This is a genomic window from Streptomyces sp. CB02009, assembly GCF_001905825.1.
Classification (GTDB): Bacteria; Actinomycetota; Actinomycetes; order Streptomycetales; family Streptomycetaceae; genus Streptomyces.
Genome location: NZ_LIVV01000006.1, coordinates 452,946 through 469,908 on the forward strand (window position 1 = coordinate 452,946; position 16,963 = coordinate 469,908).

Genomic DNA, 16,963 nt, shown 5'->3' on the forward strand with positions numbered 1-16,963 from the left:
CGCGCATGGACACGAAGACGACGACAGAGAAGACCGGCGAGACCGCGGACGCCGCCGCGACCGCGGAGGCGGCCGCACCCGTCGAGGAGAAGGCCGCGATCGCGCTCGACAAGCAGGACGCGAAGCAGGACGCGGAGCGGGACACCGAGCCCACCGCTGCGCTGACCGACGCCGACGCCGATGAGGCCGAGGACGGCGACGAGGACGACGAGCTGCTCGCCGAGGCGGCGGCCCCCTCCTCCGCCGGCATCGGCGGCGCCGCCGCGGCCGTGGTCTCCGCCGCTCTCGGCGCCGTCGCCCTGACCGGCACCTGGACCGGCAAGGTCGTCTCCGAGCGCGAGACCCTCCTCGGCCAGATCAAGACCTCCGGATCCGGCACCCCGGCCCAGCAGATCTCCGAGATCTACGGCGACGCCTGGCACAGCACCGCCCTGGTCAACGGCGTCTTCGCGCTGATCGCCCTGCTCGTCGCCGTCCTCGTGCTCGTCCTCCCGGGACGCCCCGCCTGGGTCCGCTCGGTCGCCGTCGCCGGCGCCGTGCTCGGCGGCCTGGGGCTGCTCCTGTCGGTCGGTACGTACTTCGACCTGTTCCTGAGCCTGCCGACCGCCGGATCCTGACCCCTGCCTAAGGCGGCCCGGGGCGACACCTAAGGACCCCCGGGACCCGCCTAAGGACCCCCGTACCCCGAACATGCGGCACACGCCCGATGTGGCCGCACCCCCTGGGAAACGACAGTAGAGGCATCGCAAGGAGCGATACCGAAACCGAGAAGACCAGGGAGCACCCGATGTTCGAGTACGAACTCCACCGCATGAACCACGCCCAGCTCGTCCGTGAGGCCGCCGCCCAGCGACTGTCCCACGAGGCCGCCGAGACGGTCGGCTCCACCCGGGGCCTGCGCCGCCTCGGCCGCCGGAGCGGCGACAAGGACCCGGAGGGGCGGGTGAGTGACGGGGGACGCGGTCGCTTCGTCCGGGCCGCGTGACCCCCGTATGAGCGAGGGCATGGACGGCTGTGCGATGCTCGGCGCCGTGGAGACCAGGTCAGTCAGCCCCGTGTTCGTCGGCCGCGCCGGCGAACTCACCGCCCTCACCGAGGCGCTCTCCCGCGCGACCGCGGGGGAGCCCCAGGCCCTGCTCATCGGCGGCGAGGCGGGGGTCGGCAAGACCCGGCTCATCGAGGAGTTCCTCGACACGGCCTGCGCACGGGGCGCCGTCGTCGCGCTCGGCGGCTGCGTCGAGCTCGGCGCCGACGGCCTGCCCTTCGCCCCCTTCGCCACCGCACTGCGCTCGCTCCGCCGACGCCTCCCCGAGGAACTCGCCGCGGCGGCCGACGGCCAGCAGGCGGAACTCGCCCGGCTGCTCCCCGAACTGGGCGAGCCCGGCGGCCACGAGTCCTCGGACGAGGACTCCACCGCCCGCCTCTTCGAGCTGACCGTACGCATGCTGGAGCGGCTCGCCGCCGACCGCACGATCGTGCTCGTCCTGGAGGACCTGCACTGGGCCGACGCCTCCACCCGGCACCTCCTCACCTACCTCCTGCGCACCCTGCGCCGCGGCCGCATCGTGGTCGTCGCCAGCTACCGCGCCGACGACATCCACCGCCGCCACCCGCTGCGCCCTCTCCTCGCCGAACTCGACCGGCTCCGCACCATCCGCCGCATCGAACTCGCCCGCTTCACCCGCACCGAGGTGCACCGCCAGCTCACCGGCATCCTCGCCGCCGAACCCGAGCCCGGCCTCGTCGAGGAGGTCTTCGAACGCTCCGACGGCAACGCCTTCTTCGTCGAGGAACTCATCGTCTCCCACGAGGCCGGCTGCGCCGCGGGCCAGCTCAGCGACTCCCTGCGCGACCTCCTGCTCGTCCGGGTCGAGACGCTCCCCGAGGACGCCCAGCGGATCGCCAGGATCGTCGCCGAGGGCGGCTCCACCGTCGAGTACGGACTGCTCGCCGCCGTCGCCCGGCTCACCGAGGACGAACTCATCGAGGCCCTGCGGGCCGCCGTCGGCGCCAACCTCCTGCTCGCCGTCCCCGACGGCGACGGCTACCGCTTCCGCCACTCCCTGGTCCGCGAGGCCGTCAGCGACGACCTCCTGCCCGGTGAACGCTCGCGCCTCAACCGGCGCTACGCCGAAGCCCTGGAGGCCGACCCCGGCCTCGTCAGGGCCGACGAGCGCGCCAACCGGCTGGCCACCTACTGGTACCACGCGCACGACCCGGCCAAGGCCCTGCCCGCCGTCCTCAGCGCCTCCGTCGCGACCCGCAAGCGCCACGCCTACGCCGAACAACTCCGCCTCCTCGAACGGGCCATGGAGCTCTGGGACGAGGCCCCCGCCGAGATCCGCGGCTCGCTCCGGCCGATGGACTACGCCGAGGCCTACCCGGCCTGCGGCTGCGACCCCGAGAGCGCCGCGCTCAGCTACCTCGACCTCCTCGCCGAGGCCGCGATCGCCGCCCGCCTCAGCGGCGACCGCGAACGCGCCCTGAAGATCTGCAAGACGGCGCTGCGCCTCCTCGGCGACGCGGAGTCGGGCGACCCCCTGCGCGCCGCCTGGTTCTGGACCGAGCGGGCCCGCCTCCAGTCCAACCTCGGCCGGGGCGACGGCTGGGAGGAGATCGCCCGCGCCCAGGAACTCGTCAAGGGCCTCCCGCCGTCCGCCGTCCACGCCGTGGTCCTGGTCGGCGCCGCCGGCTGGGGCATGCTCCGCAACCCCGGGCCCGACGCCCTCGCCGCCGCCGAACGCGCCGTCGAGTACGCCCGGCTCGTCAACGCCGAGTCGATCGAACTCAACGCCCGGCTCACCCTCGGCACCCTCATGACCGCGGCCGGCGACGTCGAGGCCGGCCTCAGGGAGATGCACGCGGTACGCGAACGCACCTCGGCCCTCGGCCAGTTCACCGAGACCGTCCGCGCCCACATCAACATCTCCTCCGCCCTGGAGTCCCTCGGCCGCTCGGCGGAGGCCGTCGAAGTGGCCGACACCGGCATCCGCGTCGCCCGCGCCTACGGCCTCGTCGACAGCGTCGGCTGGGTGGAGTCCAACCGGGCCGAGTCCCTCTTCTCGCTCGGCAGCTGGGGCGAGATCGGAGAGATCGCCACCCGGCTGCTCCGGTCGGCCACCAGCAGCAAGCCCCGCGGCTCGGCCTCCCTCCGCCTCGCCCAGCTCGCCGTCGCCCGCGGCGAACTCGACGCGGCGCGCCGCCACCTCGCCGACGCCCGCGCCGCCTACGGCAGCCGCGACACGATCCCGCAGTACGTCCTGCCCATGGCCCAGGTCGAGATCGCCGTGGCCGCCGCCGAGGGACGCATCGAGGACGTCAGGACCCAGCTGGCCGCCGCCGAACAGGCCGGCTTCCCGCCCAGCACCCACCGTTACGGCTGGCCCCTCCTCCTCACCGCCGTCACCGCCGAGGCCGACAGCCGGGGACTGCCCGCCGCCGACGAGGGCCGCGCCGAGGCGCTCGCCGTCGTCCGCCGCAGCGTCCGCGCCCTCGCCACCCCGGCCCCGGTCTGGAAGGCCTACTCCCGGCAGGTCTCCGAGGAGATCGCCCGCGCCGAGGGCCGCGAGACCGCCGCCCGCTGGGCCGAGGTCGCCGCCGCCTACGCACCGCTCGAACGCCCCTACCAGCTGGCCCGCGCCCACCACCGCCACGCCGACGCCCTGCTCGTCGAGGGCGGCCGCCGGGAGGAGGCCACGGCGCTGCTCCGGCAGGCCCACGCCACGGCCGTCCGCCTCGGCGCCGGCCCGCTCCGCGAGGACGTGGAGCTCCTCGCCGCCCGCGCCCGCCTCTCCCTGACCGAGGAGAAGCAGGTCCCGGCCCCCGCCGAGCCGGGGGACGACACCTTCGGCCTCACCCCCCGCGAGCAGGACGTCCTGCGTCTCGTCGCGGCCGGCCGCACCAACCGCCAGATCGCCGAGGAACTCTTCATCTCACCCAAGACGGCCAGCGTCCACGTCTCCAACATCCTCGCCAAGCTCGGCGTCGCCGGCCGGGGCGAGGCCGCCGCCCTGGCCCACCGCCTCCACCTCCTCGACACGCCCCTCTGACCCACCGGGCCCGCCGCCCTCCGCCGCGTCGCCGGCCGTCCCGTCGCCCGTCGCCGCCTCCCCCGCCGTCGGACGGCGGGGGGCCCGTATCGTCACGCGGCCCGACGTGAGGTCTATGGGCCCCCGCGACGGGTCGGCGTCACCCGGGTCCTCCCTGGTCAGCGCCTGCCTGCGGAGCTCCTCCTCGGTGTGCCTGCGGCCGGGCGCGAACAGCTCCGCCAGCGGGTCGAACACGGTCACCAGCTCCTTCAGCTCACCTCCAGCCGGAGAATCCTGTCGTCCCCGGGCCCGGGCGTGCCCCGGCCGTCGGTTTCGCTGGTCACCAGCCAGAGCCGCCCGCCGCCCCCCGCGAGGACCGTGCGCAGGCGTCCGTACTCCTCCGAGAGGAACGCCTGGGGGTCCCCCGAGCGTTCCGCCCCGGCGAGCGGGACCCGCCACAGCCGCTCGCCTCTGAGTCCGGCCATCCAGATCGCGCCCCTGGCGTACGCGATCCCGCTGGGGGAGGCCTCCGAGGTCGGCCACTGGGCCACCGGGTCCACGAACCCGGCCTTCCCGGCCCGCCCCTCCGCCTCCGGCCAGCCGTAGTTCTTCCCGGGCTCCACCAGATTCAGCTCGTCCCAGGTGTTCTGCCCGAACTCGGCCGCCCACAGGCGACCCTCGTCGTCCCAGGCGATGCCCTGCACATTGCGGTGCCCGTACGAATAGACCACCGACCCGGGGAAGGGGTTGCCGGGCGCGGGCCTGCCCTCCGGTGTCATCCGGAGGATCTTCCCGCCGAGCGACTCCCGGTCCTGGGCCAGACCGGTCCGGCCCGTCTCGCCCGTCCCCGCGTACAGCATCCGGTCCGGCCCGAACGCGATCCGTCCGCCGTTGTGCACGACCCCCTTCGGGATGCCGGTCAGCACCGGCTGCGGCACGCCGAGCCGGTCGCCCTCCGCGCCGCCGTACCGCATGCGCACGATGCGGTTGTCCGACTCGGCGGTCAGATACGCGTACACCCAGCCGTCCCGCACGGCGAGGCCCATCAGCCCGCCCTCACCGCCCGGCACCACCCCCGGCACCTCGCCGAGCGAGGTCTTCGCCCCGGTCCGCCCGTCGACCTTGGTGATCGTCCGCTCGTCCCGCGAGGAGACCAGCAGGTCCCCGCCGGGCAGCTCGGCCAGCCCCCAGGGCGACTTCAGCCCCTCGGTGAGCGTGCCCGTCACCGCCGCCCGCCCGTCGGCCGGAGCGGTGGCGGACCCGGACGGGCTCGCCGGGGAGCCAGCCGAGGCCGAGGCCGATGTCGGCGGAGCCGTACCCGGCCGGTCCTCCGTACCTCCCGAGGAGCAGCCCGCCACCAGGACCAGCACGGCGGCGCCCCACAGGGCCTTCACAACTGCAGGACGGCTCATGGCACGGTCCCCTTCGACGAGTCGAGCGGCATCCCTTCACCCTTGATACACCGCCCGGCGCGATCAGGTTCCCGACCGCCGCGACAACCCGTGGCCGACGCGCCGCCGAGGCCCTCAGTCCCAGGACCCCCGGGCCGCCGGAAGGGCCGCGATCTCCGCCAGGTCCGCCGCCGTCAGCCTCAGCCCGGCCGCCCCGGCGTTCTCCACGGCCCAGCACTCCCGCTTCGCCCCCGGCACCGGCACGACGTGCCGTCCCCGGCCGAGCACCCAGGCGAGCGCCACCTGCGCCGGGGTGACCTCCGCCCCGTGCCGGGCCGCCACCCGCCGCAGACCCGCCACCAGCGGCTGGTTCGCCGCCATCATCTCCGCGGTGAACCGGGGGTGCCGGGCCCGCGGGTCGTCCGGCTCGAAGCCGCCGCCCGGCGTCAGCGTCCCGGTCAGGAACCCGTTACCCAGAGGCATCGCCGCCAGGAAGCCGACGCCCCGCGCCACGCACCACGGCAGCAGCCGCACCAGCGCCTCCTGGGACCACACCGACAGCTCGGCCTGCACCGCCGCCACCGGGAACACCTGCTGGAACCGCTCCAGTTGGCGGATCGTTCCCTCATAGCCGTCACGGCTCACACCGGTCGCGCCCCGCCGGGCCGAGCGGCTGCCGACCGCGCAGAGCCCGAGCGCCCGCACCTTGCCCGCGGAGACCAGCTCGGCCATCGCCCCCCAGGTCTCCTCGACCGGTACCTCGGGGTCCGCCCGGTGCAGCTGGTAGAGGTCGATCACATCGGTCTGGAGCCGTCGCAGCGAGGCGTCGCAGGCCCGGCGGACGTACCCCGGCCTGCCGTCGGCGACCACGTGCCGGCGATCGCCGCCGTCGCCGACGAGCAGTCCGCACTTCGTCGAGACGAACGCGTCGGTCCGCCGTTCCTTCAACGCCCGCCCCACCAGCAGCTCGTTGGTGAACGGCCCGTACATGTCGGCGGTGTCGAGCAGGCTCACCCCGGCGTCGAGCGCCGCGTGCACGGTCCGCAGCGAGCGGTCACCCCGCTGTTCCGAACGGCTGTACGCCCAGTTCATCGGCATGCACCCCAGGCCGATCGCACCCACGTCGAGCGCCGTCGCCCCGATAGTCCTGCGCTCCACCTGCCGGTACCCCTCCCTGTGCCGTCCCCCAAAGTAACCAATGACGCGCGCGGTTCTTCGCATAGCCTCCCGCTCATGAGATTCCCGAACACGACCGCTGACGTGTGGCTTCCGATTCCCGCGGACGAGATCGACGATCTCCCCGAACCGGGCGCGTCGGGCCTGAACTACCGCTTCTGGGACGGCGAGCCGGAGTTTCCGGCCGATCCGGCGCACTGCGCCTTCTACGTCGTCCCGTACATGAAGGGCTCCGAGATCGCCGTGCGGCCGCTGGCCGCGATGACCTCGCTGAGGGTGGTGCAGACCCTGTCCGCGGGCATCGACCACGTCACCCCCGGCATCGGCTCGCTGCGGCCCGGCGTGGCCGTCTGCAACGCCAAGGGCGTCCACGAGGCCAGCACCGCCGAGCTGACGCTCGCGCTGATCCTGGCCTCGCTGCGCGGCATCCCCGGCTTCGTGCGGGGCCAGGACGCCGAGGAGTGGCGGGCCGGCTTCTACCCGGCGCTCGCCGACAAGTCCGTCCTGATCGTCGGCTACGGGTCGATCGGCGCCGCCATCGAGGACCGGCTCGCGCCCTTCGAGTGCGCGCGGGTGTCACGCGTCGCGCGCTCCGCGCGCACCACAGCGCGCGGCGAGGTCCACCCCCTGACGGAGCTGCCCGCGCTGCTTCCGGATGCCGATGTCGTGGTGCTCTCCACCCCGCTCACGCCCGCGACCAGGCATCTCGCCGACGCCGGGTTCCTCGGCCGGATGAAGGACGGGGCGCTCCTCGTGAACGTCGCCCGCGGGCCGGTCGTCGACACCGCGGCCCTGCTCAAGGAGGTGGAGAGCGGCAGGATCACGGCGGCACTCGATGTCACCGACCCCGAACCGCTGCCGGCCGGGCATCCGTTGTGGCACGCTCCCGGTGTCCTGATCAGCCCCCACGTCGGAGGTTCCACTTCGGCCTTCATGCCGCGGGCGAAGCGGCTGATCGCGGGACAGCTGCGGCGGTTCGCGGCGGGCGAGGAGCAGGCCAACGTCCTGCTCACCACCGGCTGAGCGGCCGGGCTGGGCCGGTCGGGTGGCTCGCGCCCCCCGACACGCGCTGCCTGCAAGCCCCCGCCCGTCACGGAGAGTACTGCGACCCTGTCCCTGAGTGACCGTCCTGGTGTATCGTCCCGGAGCGGGGGGACTGCGTCGAGTACGGGCTGACGCTGGGGAGCGAAGTGACGGGTCATCAGATTCCGAGGGGGGCGACGGGTGAAGCACGGCCGGAGGACCGACGATCCGACGCGGCGACGCCGCCGCCGGCGGACCTTCCGCGCCTCGCCGGCGGCCTCGCACGTTCCGTGCCGGACCAGGCCGTGCACCACCGTGCGCCCCGAGCCGCCGAACCGCCGGACACCGGAGCGGAGGCCGGACCGGACGCCGGCCCCGCCCCCGGTCCTGGCGCGGGAGCGGCGACCGGACCGGACCGCCGAGCCGAGGGCCGCGGCGGCGAACCGCCGGACGCGGTCGCTCGCCCCGGCGACGCCCCGGCCCCGGCCGCCCGCGCCGCGGCGCCGCACGGCGCACCCGCCGCTCACGGCACACCCGCCGCACACTGCGCCCCCGCGCCTCATGGCGACTTCACGCCACACGGCGCCGGCGAAGCCGTCGCCGCCCCCGCGCCGGAGCCGGCCGCCCGCCGCCCGGTCGGACGGAAGCCGGGCGCCGCACCGGAGCGGGCCGCCCCGGCCGTACGGGACCCCGCCGGCCCCCACGACTGCGACGGGCACGCTCCCGGCGGCGCCGACGAGCCGCCGGCGCGCCCGCACGACGCGGCCGGGTGCGGCGGCGCGGCGCCGGAGGCCCCGGTGAGCGCGCCCGGAGCGGTCCTCACCCGGCGCCCCGTCGGCGCGGGAGGCGACTCCGGGCACCCGGACCCCGGGCGCCCCCGCTTCGGCTCGCTCCTCGCCCAGATCGCCCTGGTCATGATCTGCGCGGGGTACACGACCGGTGCCTCGCTCGGCTGGGGCTCACCGGAACTCGCGCTCTTCATGGGCGACTTCGGACTCAGCGCCGCCGCCCTCACCGCCGCGGTCTCCTGCTTCCTCTACGGGCGCGCCCACCGCGGCAGCGCCCGCCCCGCCTGGCTGCTCTTCGCGTTCTCCTCGTTCATGGCCTCCGCGGGCAACGCCGTGTGGGGGTGGTACGAGGTCGTGCTCCGCACGGAGGTGCCCGACTCCTCCATCGCCGACCTCTTCTTCTTACTCTTCGCTCCGCCGGCCATCGTCGGCCTGCTCGTCCTGGCCAAGAAACCCGTCACCCGGGCCGGCTGGGTCTGCCTGGCGCTCGACGCCTGGCTCATCGGGGGCTCGCTGCTCACGCTGTCCTGGAGCCTCGCCCTCGCGCGAACCGCCCACTTCCAGAACGAGCCGGTCGCCCAGGCGGCACTGTCCCTCGCGTATCCGCTGCTCGACATCGTCCTCGTGAGCATGGTCCTGGTGCTGCACTTCCGGCGCTCGCAGGCCAACCGCTCGGCGACCAACACCGCGATCGCGGCGCTCGCCCTGACCGTGCTGTGCGACGCCCTGTTCACCTCGCCGCTGCTGCGCGAGAACTACGCCTCGGGCCAGCTGCTCGACGCCGGCTGGTTCGCCGGCTCCCTGCTGCTCGCCTACGCCCCCTGGGGCGTGCGCCGCATCCCGGACAGCCCCGTCGCCCCGCGCGGGCAGGGGCTGCACAGCCGCCCGGTCGCCGGCTCGCTCGCCGCCCTCACGCCGTACCTCGCCGCCGCGGTCTGCACCCTCGGCATCCTGTACAACGTGGTGGAGGGGCGCAGGGTCGACCGCGTCGTCGTCCTCACCGGCTGCACGGTGGTCCTCGCCCTCGTCGTACGGCAGGGCATCATGCTCCTCGACAACATCGCCCTGACCCACGAACTGGCCCAGAAGGAGAACCACTTCAGGTCGCTCGTGCAGGGCTCCAGCGATGTCATCATGATCGCCGCGCCGAACGGGATCCTCCGCTACGTCAGCCCGGCCGCCTCCGGGGTGTACGGACGCGACGCCGAGGAGCTGATCGGTTCCGAGCTCGCCTCGCTCATCCATCCCGAGGACCTCGGCGCCGTCGTCCACGAGGTGCGGCGCTTCCTCGCCGTCTCGCCCGCCGACGAGCCCACCACCCGGATCGAGTGCCGCTTCCGCTCCGGCCACGGGGGCGGCTCCCGGCCGGAAGCCGGGGGAGGGGCCGGGAGCGGGGCAGGCTGGCTGAACGTCGAGTCCACCGTCAACCGGCACCAGGGCGGACTGATCTTCAACAGCCGGGACGTCACCGAACGCGTCCGGCTCCAGGCCCAGTTGCAGCACAACGCCGAGCACGACCCGCTCACCGACCTGCCCAACCGGGCGCTCTTCACCCGACGGGTCCGGCAGGCCCTCAGCGGCCGCCGCGCCTCCGACCCCGGCACCGCCGTGCTCTTCATCGACCTCGACGGCTTCAAGGGCGTCAACGACCGCCTCGGCCACCAGGCGGGCGACGACCTCCTCGTCCAGGCCGCCCGCCGCCTCCACGACTCGGTACGCGCCGGGGACACCGCCGCGCGGCTCGGCGGCGACGAGTTCGCCGCCCTCATCCTCGGCGACGGCGGCCGCGACCAGGCGGCCCGCCGGAAACAGGTCCAGGAGATCGCCGACCGGCTCCGGCTGACCCTCTCCCGGCCCTACCGGGTCGACGGGGGCAACGAGGTGCGGGTCGCCGCCTCCATCGGCGTCGCCTTCGCCGAGCCCGGCATCGAGGCCGGCGACCTCCTGCGCAACGCCGACCTGGCCATGTACCGCGCCAAGGCGGCCGGAAAGGACCGCGTCGAGCTCTACGCGCCCCAGATGCAGGCCGAGGTGGTCCGCCGGACCGAGCTGGCCGCCCGGCTGCGCACCGCCCTCCACGACGGCGAGTTCGCCCTGCTCCACCAGCCGGTCGTCGACCTCGCCACCGGGCGGATCTCCGCCGTCAGCGCCCAGGCGCGCTGGCGGTCGGCCCAGGGCATCCTCTTCACCCCCGCCGAGTACCTCCGGGTCACCGACGACAGCGAGCGCACCGCCGAGCTCGGCCGCTGGCTGCTCGAAGAGGCCGTGGAGCAGGCCGCCGAGCGGGCCGGAACAGGCCATCGCACCCCCGTCTCCATCCGGCTCTCCGCCCGCCGCCTGCTGGACCGCTCGCTGCCGCTCGGCTCGATCGAGTCCCTGCTCACCCGGCACGGGCTGCCGTCCGGTTCGCTGATCGTCGAACTCGCCGACAGCGACTCCCGGATCCCGCTCGACGACCTGGAGCAGCGCCTGGTCGCCCTGCGCCGCCTCGGGGTGCGGATCGCGCTCGACGGATTCGGCAGCGGACATGTGGCGATCAACGCCCTCCGCAGGCTTCCCGTCGACATACTGAAGCTGGACCGGGGACTGGTCGAGGGCGTCGTCGAGTCGGCCCGGCTCCGGAAGATCACCCGCGGGGTGCTCCGTATCGCCGACGATCTCGGGATGCAGACCGTCGCCGAGGGTGTGGACGTACCGGAGCAGGTCGTCGCCCTGCGCGCGATGGGCTGCACCCACGCCCAGGGCATGGCCTTCTCGGGCCCGCTCGACGAGTACCGGCTGCGCAGGGCCCTGGTGCGGGACGAGTACCCGCTGCCCGGAGCGGTCCCCGTCCGGGTCGGAAACCGTCCCCCGTTCCGCTCAAATAATGAGACGCCCGTCCCACCCACTTGACAGTGGTGAGGGCTGAGAGGGAGGGTCATTGCCATGCGCACCCGAATTCTCGTACTTGGAAAGCGCGTCGGCTGAAGCAGGGGCCCCGGCAGGCCCCGCTTGAAACGCACCCGACGCGCTCCCCTCGCTTGCCTCACGGCACGAGGGGTTTTTTGTTGCACCGGATCACCCCAAAGCCGTCCCAAACCCTCGTAAAACCCTCTGCTTCGAGAAGAGATGCTGATGACCGACCAGGCCACCGGGCACCATCCGCAGCCGCGGCCCCGTAGCGGCGCTCAGACCGCCACCGCCGTCGAGCACGTCACGGGCGCGCAGTCCCTCATCCGCTCTCTCGAAGAGGTGGGCGCGGACACCATCTTCGGTCTCCCCGGTGGCTGCATCCTCCCGGCCTACGACCCGCTGATGGACTCGAAGAAGGTGCGCCACATCCTGGTCCGCCACGAGCAGGGCGCGGGCCACGCGGCCACCGGCTACGCCCAGGCGACCGGCAAGGTCGGCGTCTGCATGGCGACCTCGGGACCCGGTGCGACCAACCTCGTCACCCCGATCGCCGACGCGCACATGGACTCGGTGCCGCTCGTCGCGATCACCGGCCAGGTCGCCTCGAAGGCGATCGGCACGGACGCCTTCCAGGAGGCGGACATCTGCGGCATCACGATGCCGATCACCAAGCACAACTTCCTGGTCACCAAGGCCGACGACATCCCGCGGACGATCGCCGAGGCCTTCCACATCGCCTCCACCGGCCGCCCGGGCCCGGTCCTGGTCGACATCGCCAAGGACGCCCTGCAGGCGAAGACCACCTTCAGCTGGCCGCCGCAGACCGACCTGCCCGGCTACCGCCCGGTGACCAAGCCGCACGCCAAGCAGATCCGCGAGGCCGCCAAGCTGATCAGCGCGGCCAAGCGCCCCGTCCTGTACGTCGGCGGCGGCGTCATCAAGGCCGGCGCCACCGCCGAGCTGAAGATCCTCGCCGAGCTCACCGGCGCCCCGGTCACCACCACCCTGATGGCGCTCGGAGCCTTCCCGGACAACCACCCGCTGCACGTCGGCATGCCGGGCATGCACGGCGCGGTCACCGCCGTCACCGCGCTGCAGAAGTCGGACCTGATCGTCGCCCTCGGCGCCCGCTTCGACGACCGCGTCACCGGCAAGCTCGACAGCTTCGCCCCGTACGCCAAGATCGTCCACGCGGACATCGACCCGGCCGAGATCGGCAAGAACCGCACCGCCGACGTCCCGATCGTCGGTGACGCCCGCGAGGTCATCGCCGACCTGGTCCAGGCCGTCCAGGCCGAGCACAGCGAGGGCAACAAGGGCGACTACACCGCCTGGTGGAGCGACCTGAACCGCTGGCGCGAGACCTACCCGCTGGGCTACGACATGCCGGACGACGGCAGCCTGTCGCCGCAGCAGGTCATCCAGCGCATCGGCGAGCTCACCCCCGACGACACGATCTTCGCCGCGGGCGTCGGCCAGCACCAGATGTGGGCCGCCCACTTCATCGAGTACCAGCGCCCGGCCACCTGGCTGAACTCCGGCGGCCTCGGGACGATGGGCTACGCGGTGCCCGCCGCGATGGGCGCCAAGGCCGGCATGCCGGACCGCCCGGTCTGGGCGATCGACGGCGACGGCTGCTTCCAGATGACCAATCAGGAGCTCACCACCTGCGCCCTGAACAACATCCCGATCAAGGTCGCCATCATCAACAACGGCGCCCTCGGCATGGTCCGTCAGTGGCAGACCCTCTTCTACAACCAGCGCTACTCGAACACCGTCCTGCACTCCGGCCCGGACGACGTCCAGGCGAACAAGGGCACCCGGGTCCCCGACTTCGTCAAGCTGTCCGAGGCCATGGGCTGTGTCGCCCTGCGCTGTGAGGACCCGGCCGACCTGGACAAGGTCATCGCCGAGGCCAACGCCATCAACGACCGTCCCGTCGTCATCGACTTCATCGTCCACGAGGACGCCCAGGTGTGGCCGATGGTCGCCGCCGGCACCTCGAACGACGAGGTCATGGCCGCCCGGGGCGTCCGCCCCGACTTCGGCGACGGCGAAGACGACTGAAGCGCGGAACGAAGCAGAGCGAAAAGGAAGAGACCCAGACCATGTCCACCAAGCACACGCTCTCCGTTCTCGTCGAGAACACGCCCGGCATCCTCGCCCGGATCGCCGCCCTGTTCTCGCGCCGCGGCTTCAACATCGACTCCCTCGCCGTCGGCGTCACCGAGCACCCCGACATCTCCCGCATCACCATCGTGGTCAATGTCGAGGACCTGCCCCTGGAGCAGGTGACCAAGCAGCTCAACAAGCTGGTCAACGTCCTGAAGATCGTCGAACTCGAGCCCAGCGCTGCGATCCAGCGCGAGCTCGTCCTGGTGAAGGTCCGCGCCGACAACGAGACCCGCTCCCAGATCGTCGAGATCGTCCAGCTGTTCCGCGCCAAGACCGTGGACGTCTCGCCCGAGGCGGTCACCATCGAGGCCACCGGTTCGAGTGACAAGCTCGACGCGATGCTCAAGATGCTGGAGCAGTTCGGCGTCAAGGAGCTCGTGCAGTCCGGCACGATCGCCATAGGGCGTGGTTCCCGGTCCATCACGGACCGGTCCCTCCGGGCCCTCGACCGCAGCGCCTGAGAATCATCGCCCCGGGGTCGCCGGAGGTCGACCGGCGGTCCGTCCGCCGGTCCGACAGACGAGACCCGAAAACTTTCCTCCCGCTCCCCGCCGTACGGTGGGACGCAACACCAGCACCTCAAGGAGATACCCAGTGGCCGAGCTGTTCTACGACGACGACGCCGACCTGTCCATCATCCAGGGCCGCAAGGTCGCGGTGATCGGATACGGCAGCCAGGGCCACGCCCACGCGCTGTCGCTCCGTGACTCCGGTGTCGACGTCCGCGTCGGTCTGCAGGAGGGCTCGAAGTCCAAGGCGAAGGCCGAGGAGCAGGGCCTGCGCGTGGTCTCCGTCGCCGAGGCCGCCGCCGAGGCCGACCTCATCATGATCCTGACCCCGGACCCGATCCAGGCCCAGGTCTACGAGGAGTCCATCAAGGACAACCTCAAGGAGGGCGACGCGCTCTTCTTCGGCCACGGCCTGAACGTCCGCTACGGCTTCATCAAGGTGCCCGAGGGCGTCGACGTCGCCCTGGTCGCCCCGAAGGGCCCGGGCCACCTGGTCCGTCGTCAGTACGAGGAGGGCCGCGGCGTTCCGTGCATCGCGGCCGTCGAGCAGGACGCGACCGGCAACGCCTTCGCGCTGGCGCTCTCGTACGCCAAGGGCATCGGCGGCACCCGCGCCGGCGTCATCAAGACGACCTTCACCGAGGAGACCGAGACCGACCTCTTCGGCGAGCAGGCCGTCCTCTGCGGTGGCACCGCGGCGCTGGTCAAGGCGGGCTTCGAGACCCTGACCGAGGCCGGCTACCAGCCGGAGATCGCGTACTTCGAGTGCCTCCACGAGCTGAAGCTCATCGTCGACCTCATGTACGAGGGCGGCCTGGAGAAGATGCGCTGGTCGGTCTCCGAGACCGCCGAGTGGGGCGACTACGTCACCGGCCCGCGGATCATCACGGACGCCACCAAGGCCGAGATGAAGAAGGTCCTCGCGGAGATCCAGGACGGCACCTTCGCCAAGGAGTGGATGGCCGAGTACCACGGCGGTCTGAAGAAGTACAACGAGTACAAGACCCAGGACGAGAACCACCTCCTGGAGACCACCGGCAAGGAGCTGCGCAAGCTCATGAGCTGGGTGAACGACGAGGAGGCGTAAGCCTTCCGGAGAGGGGTCGGACGGTGCGTCCGACCCCTGTCCGCATCGTTGGACACCCCGTCCAACCACGGACGGGTGATCCTTCCAACGAGGCGCATGATCGGCGCCGACGCACCACTACACTGCTCAACAACATTCGCGTTCAGGCCCACAGCGTCGTGCGCTTTCACGCGGCAAGCCCCCTCCACCGCCTGCGGCCGTCGGGACGGCCGTCCGCACTGGATCTGTGAGGACTCACGTGAGCTCGAAACCTGTCGTACTCATCGCTGAAGAGCTGTCGCCCGCCACCGTCGACGCGCTGGGCCCGGACTTCGAGATCCGGCACTGCAACGGCGCCGACCGCGCCGAGCTGATCCCCGCGATCGCCGATGTGGACGCGATCCTGGTCCGCTCCGCGACCAAGGTCGACGCCGAGGCCCTCGCCGCCGCGAACAAGCTCCGGGTCGTGGCCCGTGCCGGTGTCGGTCTGGACAACGTCGACGTCTCCGCCGCCACCAAGGCAGGCGTGATGGTCGTCAACGCCCCGACCTCGAACATCGTCACCGCCGCCGAGCTCGCCTGCGGTCTGCTGGTCGCCACCGCGCGCAACATCCCGCAGGCCAACACCGCGCTGAAGAACGGCGAGTGGAAGCGCAACAAGTACACGGGCGTCGAGCTGAGCGAGAAGACCCTCGGCGTCGTCGGCCTCGGCCGCATCGGCGTCCTGGTCGCCCAGCGCATGTCGGCGTTCGGCATGAAGATCGTCGCGTACGACCCCTACGTGCAGCCCGCCCGCGCCGCCCAGATGGGGGTGAAGCTGCTGGCCCTGGACGAGCTCCTGGAGGTCGCCGACTTCATCACCGTCCACCTGCCGAAGACCCCCGAGACCCTCGGTCTCATCGGCGACGAGGCGCTGCACAAGGTCAAGCCCTCGGTCCGGATCGTCAACGCCGCGCGCGGCGGGATCGTCGACGAGGCGGCGCTGTACTCGGCGCTCAAGGAGGGCCGGGTCGCCGGCGCCGGCCTCGACGTGTACGCGAAGGAGCCCTGCACGGACTCCCCGCTCTTCGAGCTGGACCAGGTCGTCTGCACCCCGCACCTCGGCGCGTCCACCGACGAGGCCCAGGAGAAGGCCGGCATCGCCGTCGCCCGCTCGGTGCGCCTGGCGCTCGCGGGTGAGCTCGTGCCGGACGCGGTCAACGTCCAGGGCGGTGTCATCGCCGAGGACGTCAAGCCGGGTCTGCCGCTGGCCGAGAAGCTCGGCCGCATCTTCACCGCCCTCGCGGGCGAGGTCGCGGCCCGCCTCGACGTCGAGGTGTACGGCGAGATCACCCAGCACGATGTGAAGGTGCTCGAACTCTCCGCGCTCAAGGGCGTGTTCGAGGACGTGGTCGACGAGACCGTGTCGTACGTCAACGCCCCGCTGTTCGCGCAGGAGCGCGGTGTCGAGGTGCGTCTGACGACGAGCTCCGAGTCGCCCGACCACCGCAACGTGGTCACCGTGCGCGGCACCCTGTCGAGCGGCGAGGAGGTCGCGGTCTCCGGCACGCTGGCCGGCCCCAAGCACCTCCAGAAGATCGTCGCCGTCGGCGACTACGACGTGGACGTGGCGCTCGCCGACCACATGGTCGTGCTGCGCTACGAGGACCGTCCGGGTGTCGTCGGCACCGTCGGCCGGATCCTCGGCGAGGCCGGTCTCAACATCGCGGGCATGCAGGTGGCGCGCGCGGAGGAGGGCGGCGAGGCGCTCGTCGTCCTCACCGTGGACGACACCGTGCCGGCCACGGTCCTCGCGGACATCTCGGCCGAGATCGGCGCCGCCTCGGCCCGCTCGGTCAACCTGATCTGAGGCCTCACCCGCACCACCTCGTACCCGGTCGATAGACGCTCGTCTTACACAAGCGTCTATCGACCG

At 72.6% G+C, this 16,963-nt stretch carries 12 protein-coding genes; 9 read left to right on the top strand and 3 right to left on the bottom strand.

The window, feature by feature from the left end; all coding sequences use genetic code 11:
• Nucleotides 1-5 precede the first annotated feature (5 nt).
• From AMK27_RS25810 to AMK27_RS25820, 3 genes are all read left to right on the top strand, one after another.
• On the top strand, nt 6-617 hold the full coding sequence (locus tag AMK27_RS25810) for a hypothetical protein (RefSeq protein WP_073912702.1): 612 nt from the start codon (nt 6-8) through the stop codon (nt 615-617).
• Nucleotides 618-787: 170 nt separating this feature from the next.
• On the top strand, nt 788-985 hold the full coding sequence (locus AMK27_RS25815; protein WP_073912705.1) for a hypothetical protein: 198 nt from the start codon (nt 788-790) through the stop codon (nt 983-985).
• Nucleotides 986-992: 7 nt separating this feature from the next.
• Complete coding sequence (locus AMK27_RS25820; protein ID WP_073912708.1) at nt 993-4,049, top strand: helix-turn-helix transcriptional regulator; 3,057 nt, start codon at nt 993-995, stop codon at nt 4,047-4,049.
• Here AMK27_RS25820 and AMK27_RS43775 read toward each other — a convergent pair.
• The 3 genes from AMK27_RS43775 to AMK27_RS25830 all read right to left on the bottom strand — a co-directional run bounded on the left by AMK27_RS43775 (nt 3,933) and on the right by AMK27_RS25830 (nt 6,577).
• On the bottom strand, nt 3,933-4,289 hold the full coding sequence (locus AMK27_RS43775; protein ID WP_143204883.1) for a DUF6191 domain-containing protein: 357 nt from the start codon (nt 4,287-4,289) through the stop codon (nt 3,933-3,935). The two genes, AMK27_RS25820 and AMK27_RS43775, sit on opposite strands and share 117 nt — an antisense overlap.
• An 8-nt stretch (nt 4,290-4,297) precedes the next feature.
• The gene (locus AMK27_RS25825; protein ID WP_073912711.1) at nt 4,298-5,440 is read right to left on the bottom strand and encodes a PQQ-dependent sugar dehydrogenase; all 1,143 of its coding nucleotides are present in this window, start codon (nt 5,438-5,440) and stop codon (nt 4,298-4,300) included.
• A 114-nt stretch (nt 5,441-5,554) separates the two neighbouring features.
• Nucleotides 5,555-6,577 carry an aldo/keto reductase gene (locus AMK27_RS25830; protein ID WP_073912713.1) on the bottom strand — a complete coding sequence of 341 codons (1,023 nt, stop codon included), beginning with the start codon at nt 6,575-6,577 and terminating at the stop codon, nt 5,555-5,557.
• Between the two features lie 75 nt (nt 6,578-6,652).
• On the opposite strand from AMK27_RS25830, the gene AMK27_RS25835 reads away from it, so the two are divergent.
• From AMK27_RS25835 to serA, 6 genes are all read left to right on the top strand, one after another.
• Nucleotides 6,653-7,618 (top strand): 2-hydroxyacid dehydrogenase, encoded by a 966-nt coding sequence (locus AMK27_RS25835; RefSeq protein ID WP_198955941.1) that lies wholly within the window; start codon nt 6,653-6,655, stop codon nt 7,616-7,618.
• Between the two features lie 797 nt (nt 7,619-8,415).
• Nucleotides 8,416-11,298 (top strand): putative bifunctional diguanylate cyclase/phosphodiesterase, encoded by a 2,883-nt coding sequence (locus AMK27_RS25840; protein ID WP_073913247.1) that lies wholly within the window; start codon nt 8,416-8,418, stop codon nt 11,296-11,298.
• A gap of 216 nt (nt 11,299-11,514) precedes the next feature.
• Complete coding sequence (locus tag AMK27_RS25845; protein WP_073912717.1) at nt 11,515-13,365, top strand: acetolactate synthase large subunit; 1,851 nt, start codon at nt 11,515-11,517, stop codon at nt 13,363-13,365.
• Between the two features lie 41 nt (nt 13,366-13,406).
• Nucleotides 13,407-13,934, top strand: a complete 528-nt coding sequence (gene ilvN, locus AMK27_RS25850) for an acetolactate synthase small subunit (protein ID WP_024756291.1) — start codon at nt 13,407-13,409, stop codon at nt 13,932-13,934.
• Between the two features lie 133 nt (nt 13,935-14,067).
• Nucleotides 14,068-15,069 carry a ketol-acid reductoisomerase gene (gene ilvC, locus AMK27_RS25855; protein ID WP_073912719.1) on the top strand — a complete coding sequence of 334 codons (1,002 nt, stop codon included), beginning with the start codon at nt 14,068-14,070 and terminating at the stop codon, nt 15,067-15,069.
• Between the two features lie 238 nt (nt 15,070-15,307).
• Entirely contained in the window at nt 15,308-16,897 is a 1,590-nt protein-coding gene (gene serA / locus AMK27_RS25860; RefSeq protein WP_073912721.1) for a phosphoglycerate dehydrogenase, read from the top strand.
• The last annotated feature ends 66 nt before the right edge of the window (nt 16,898-16,963 follow it).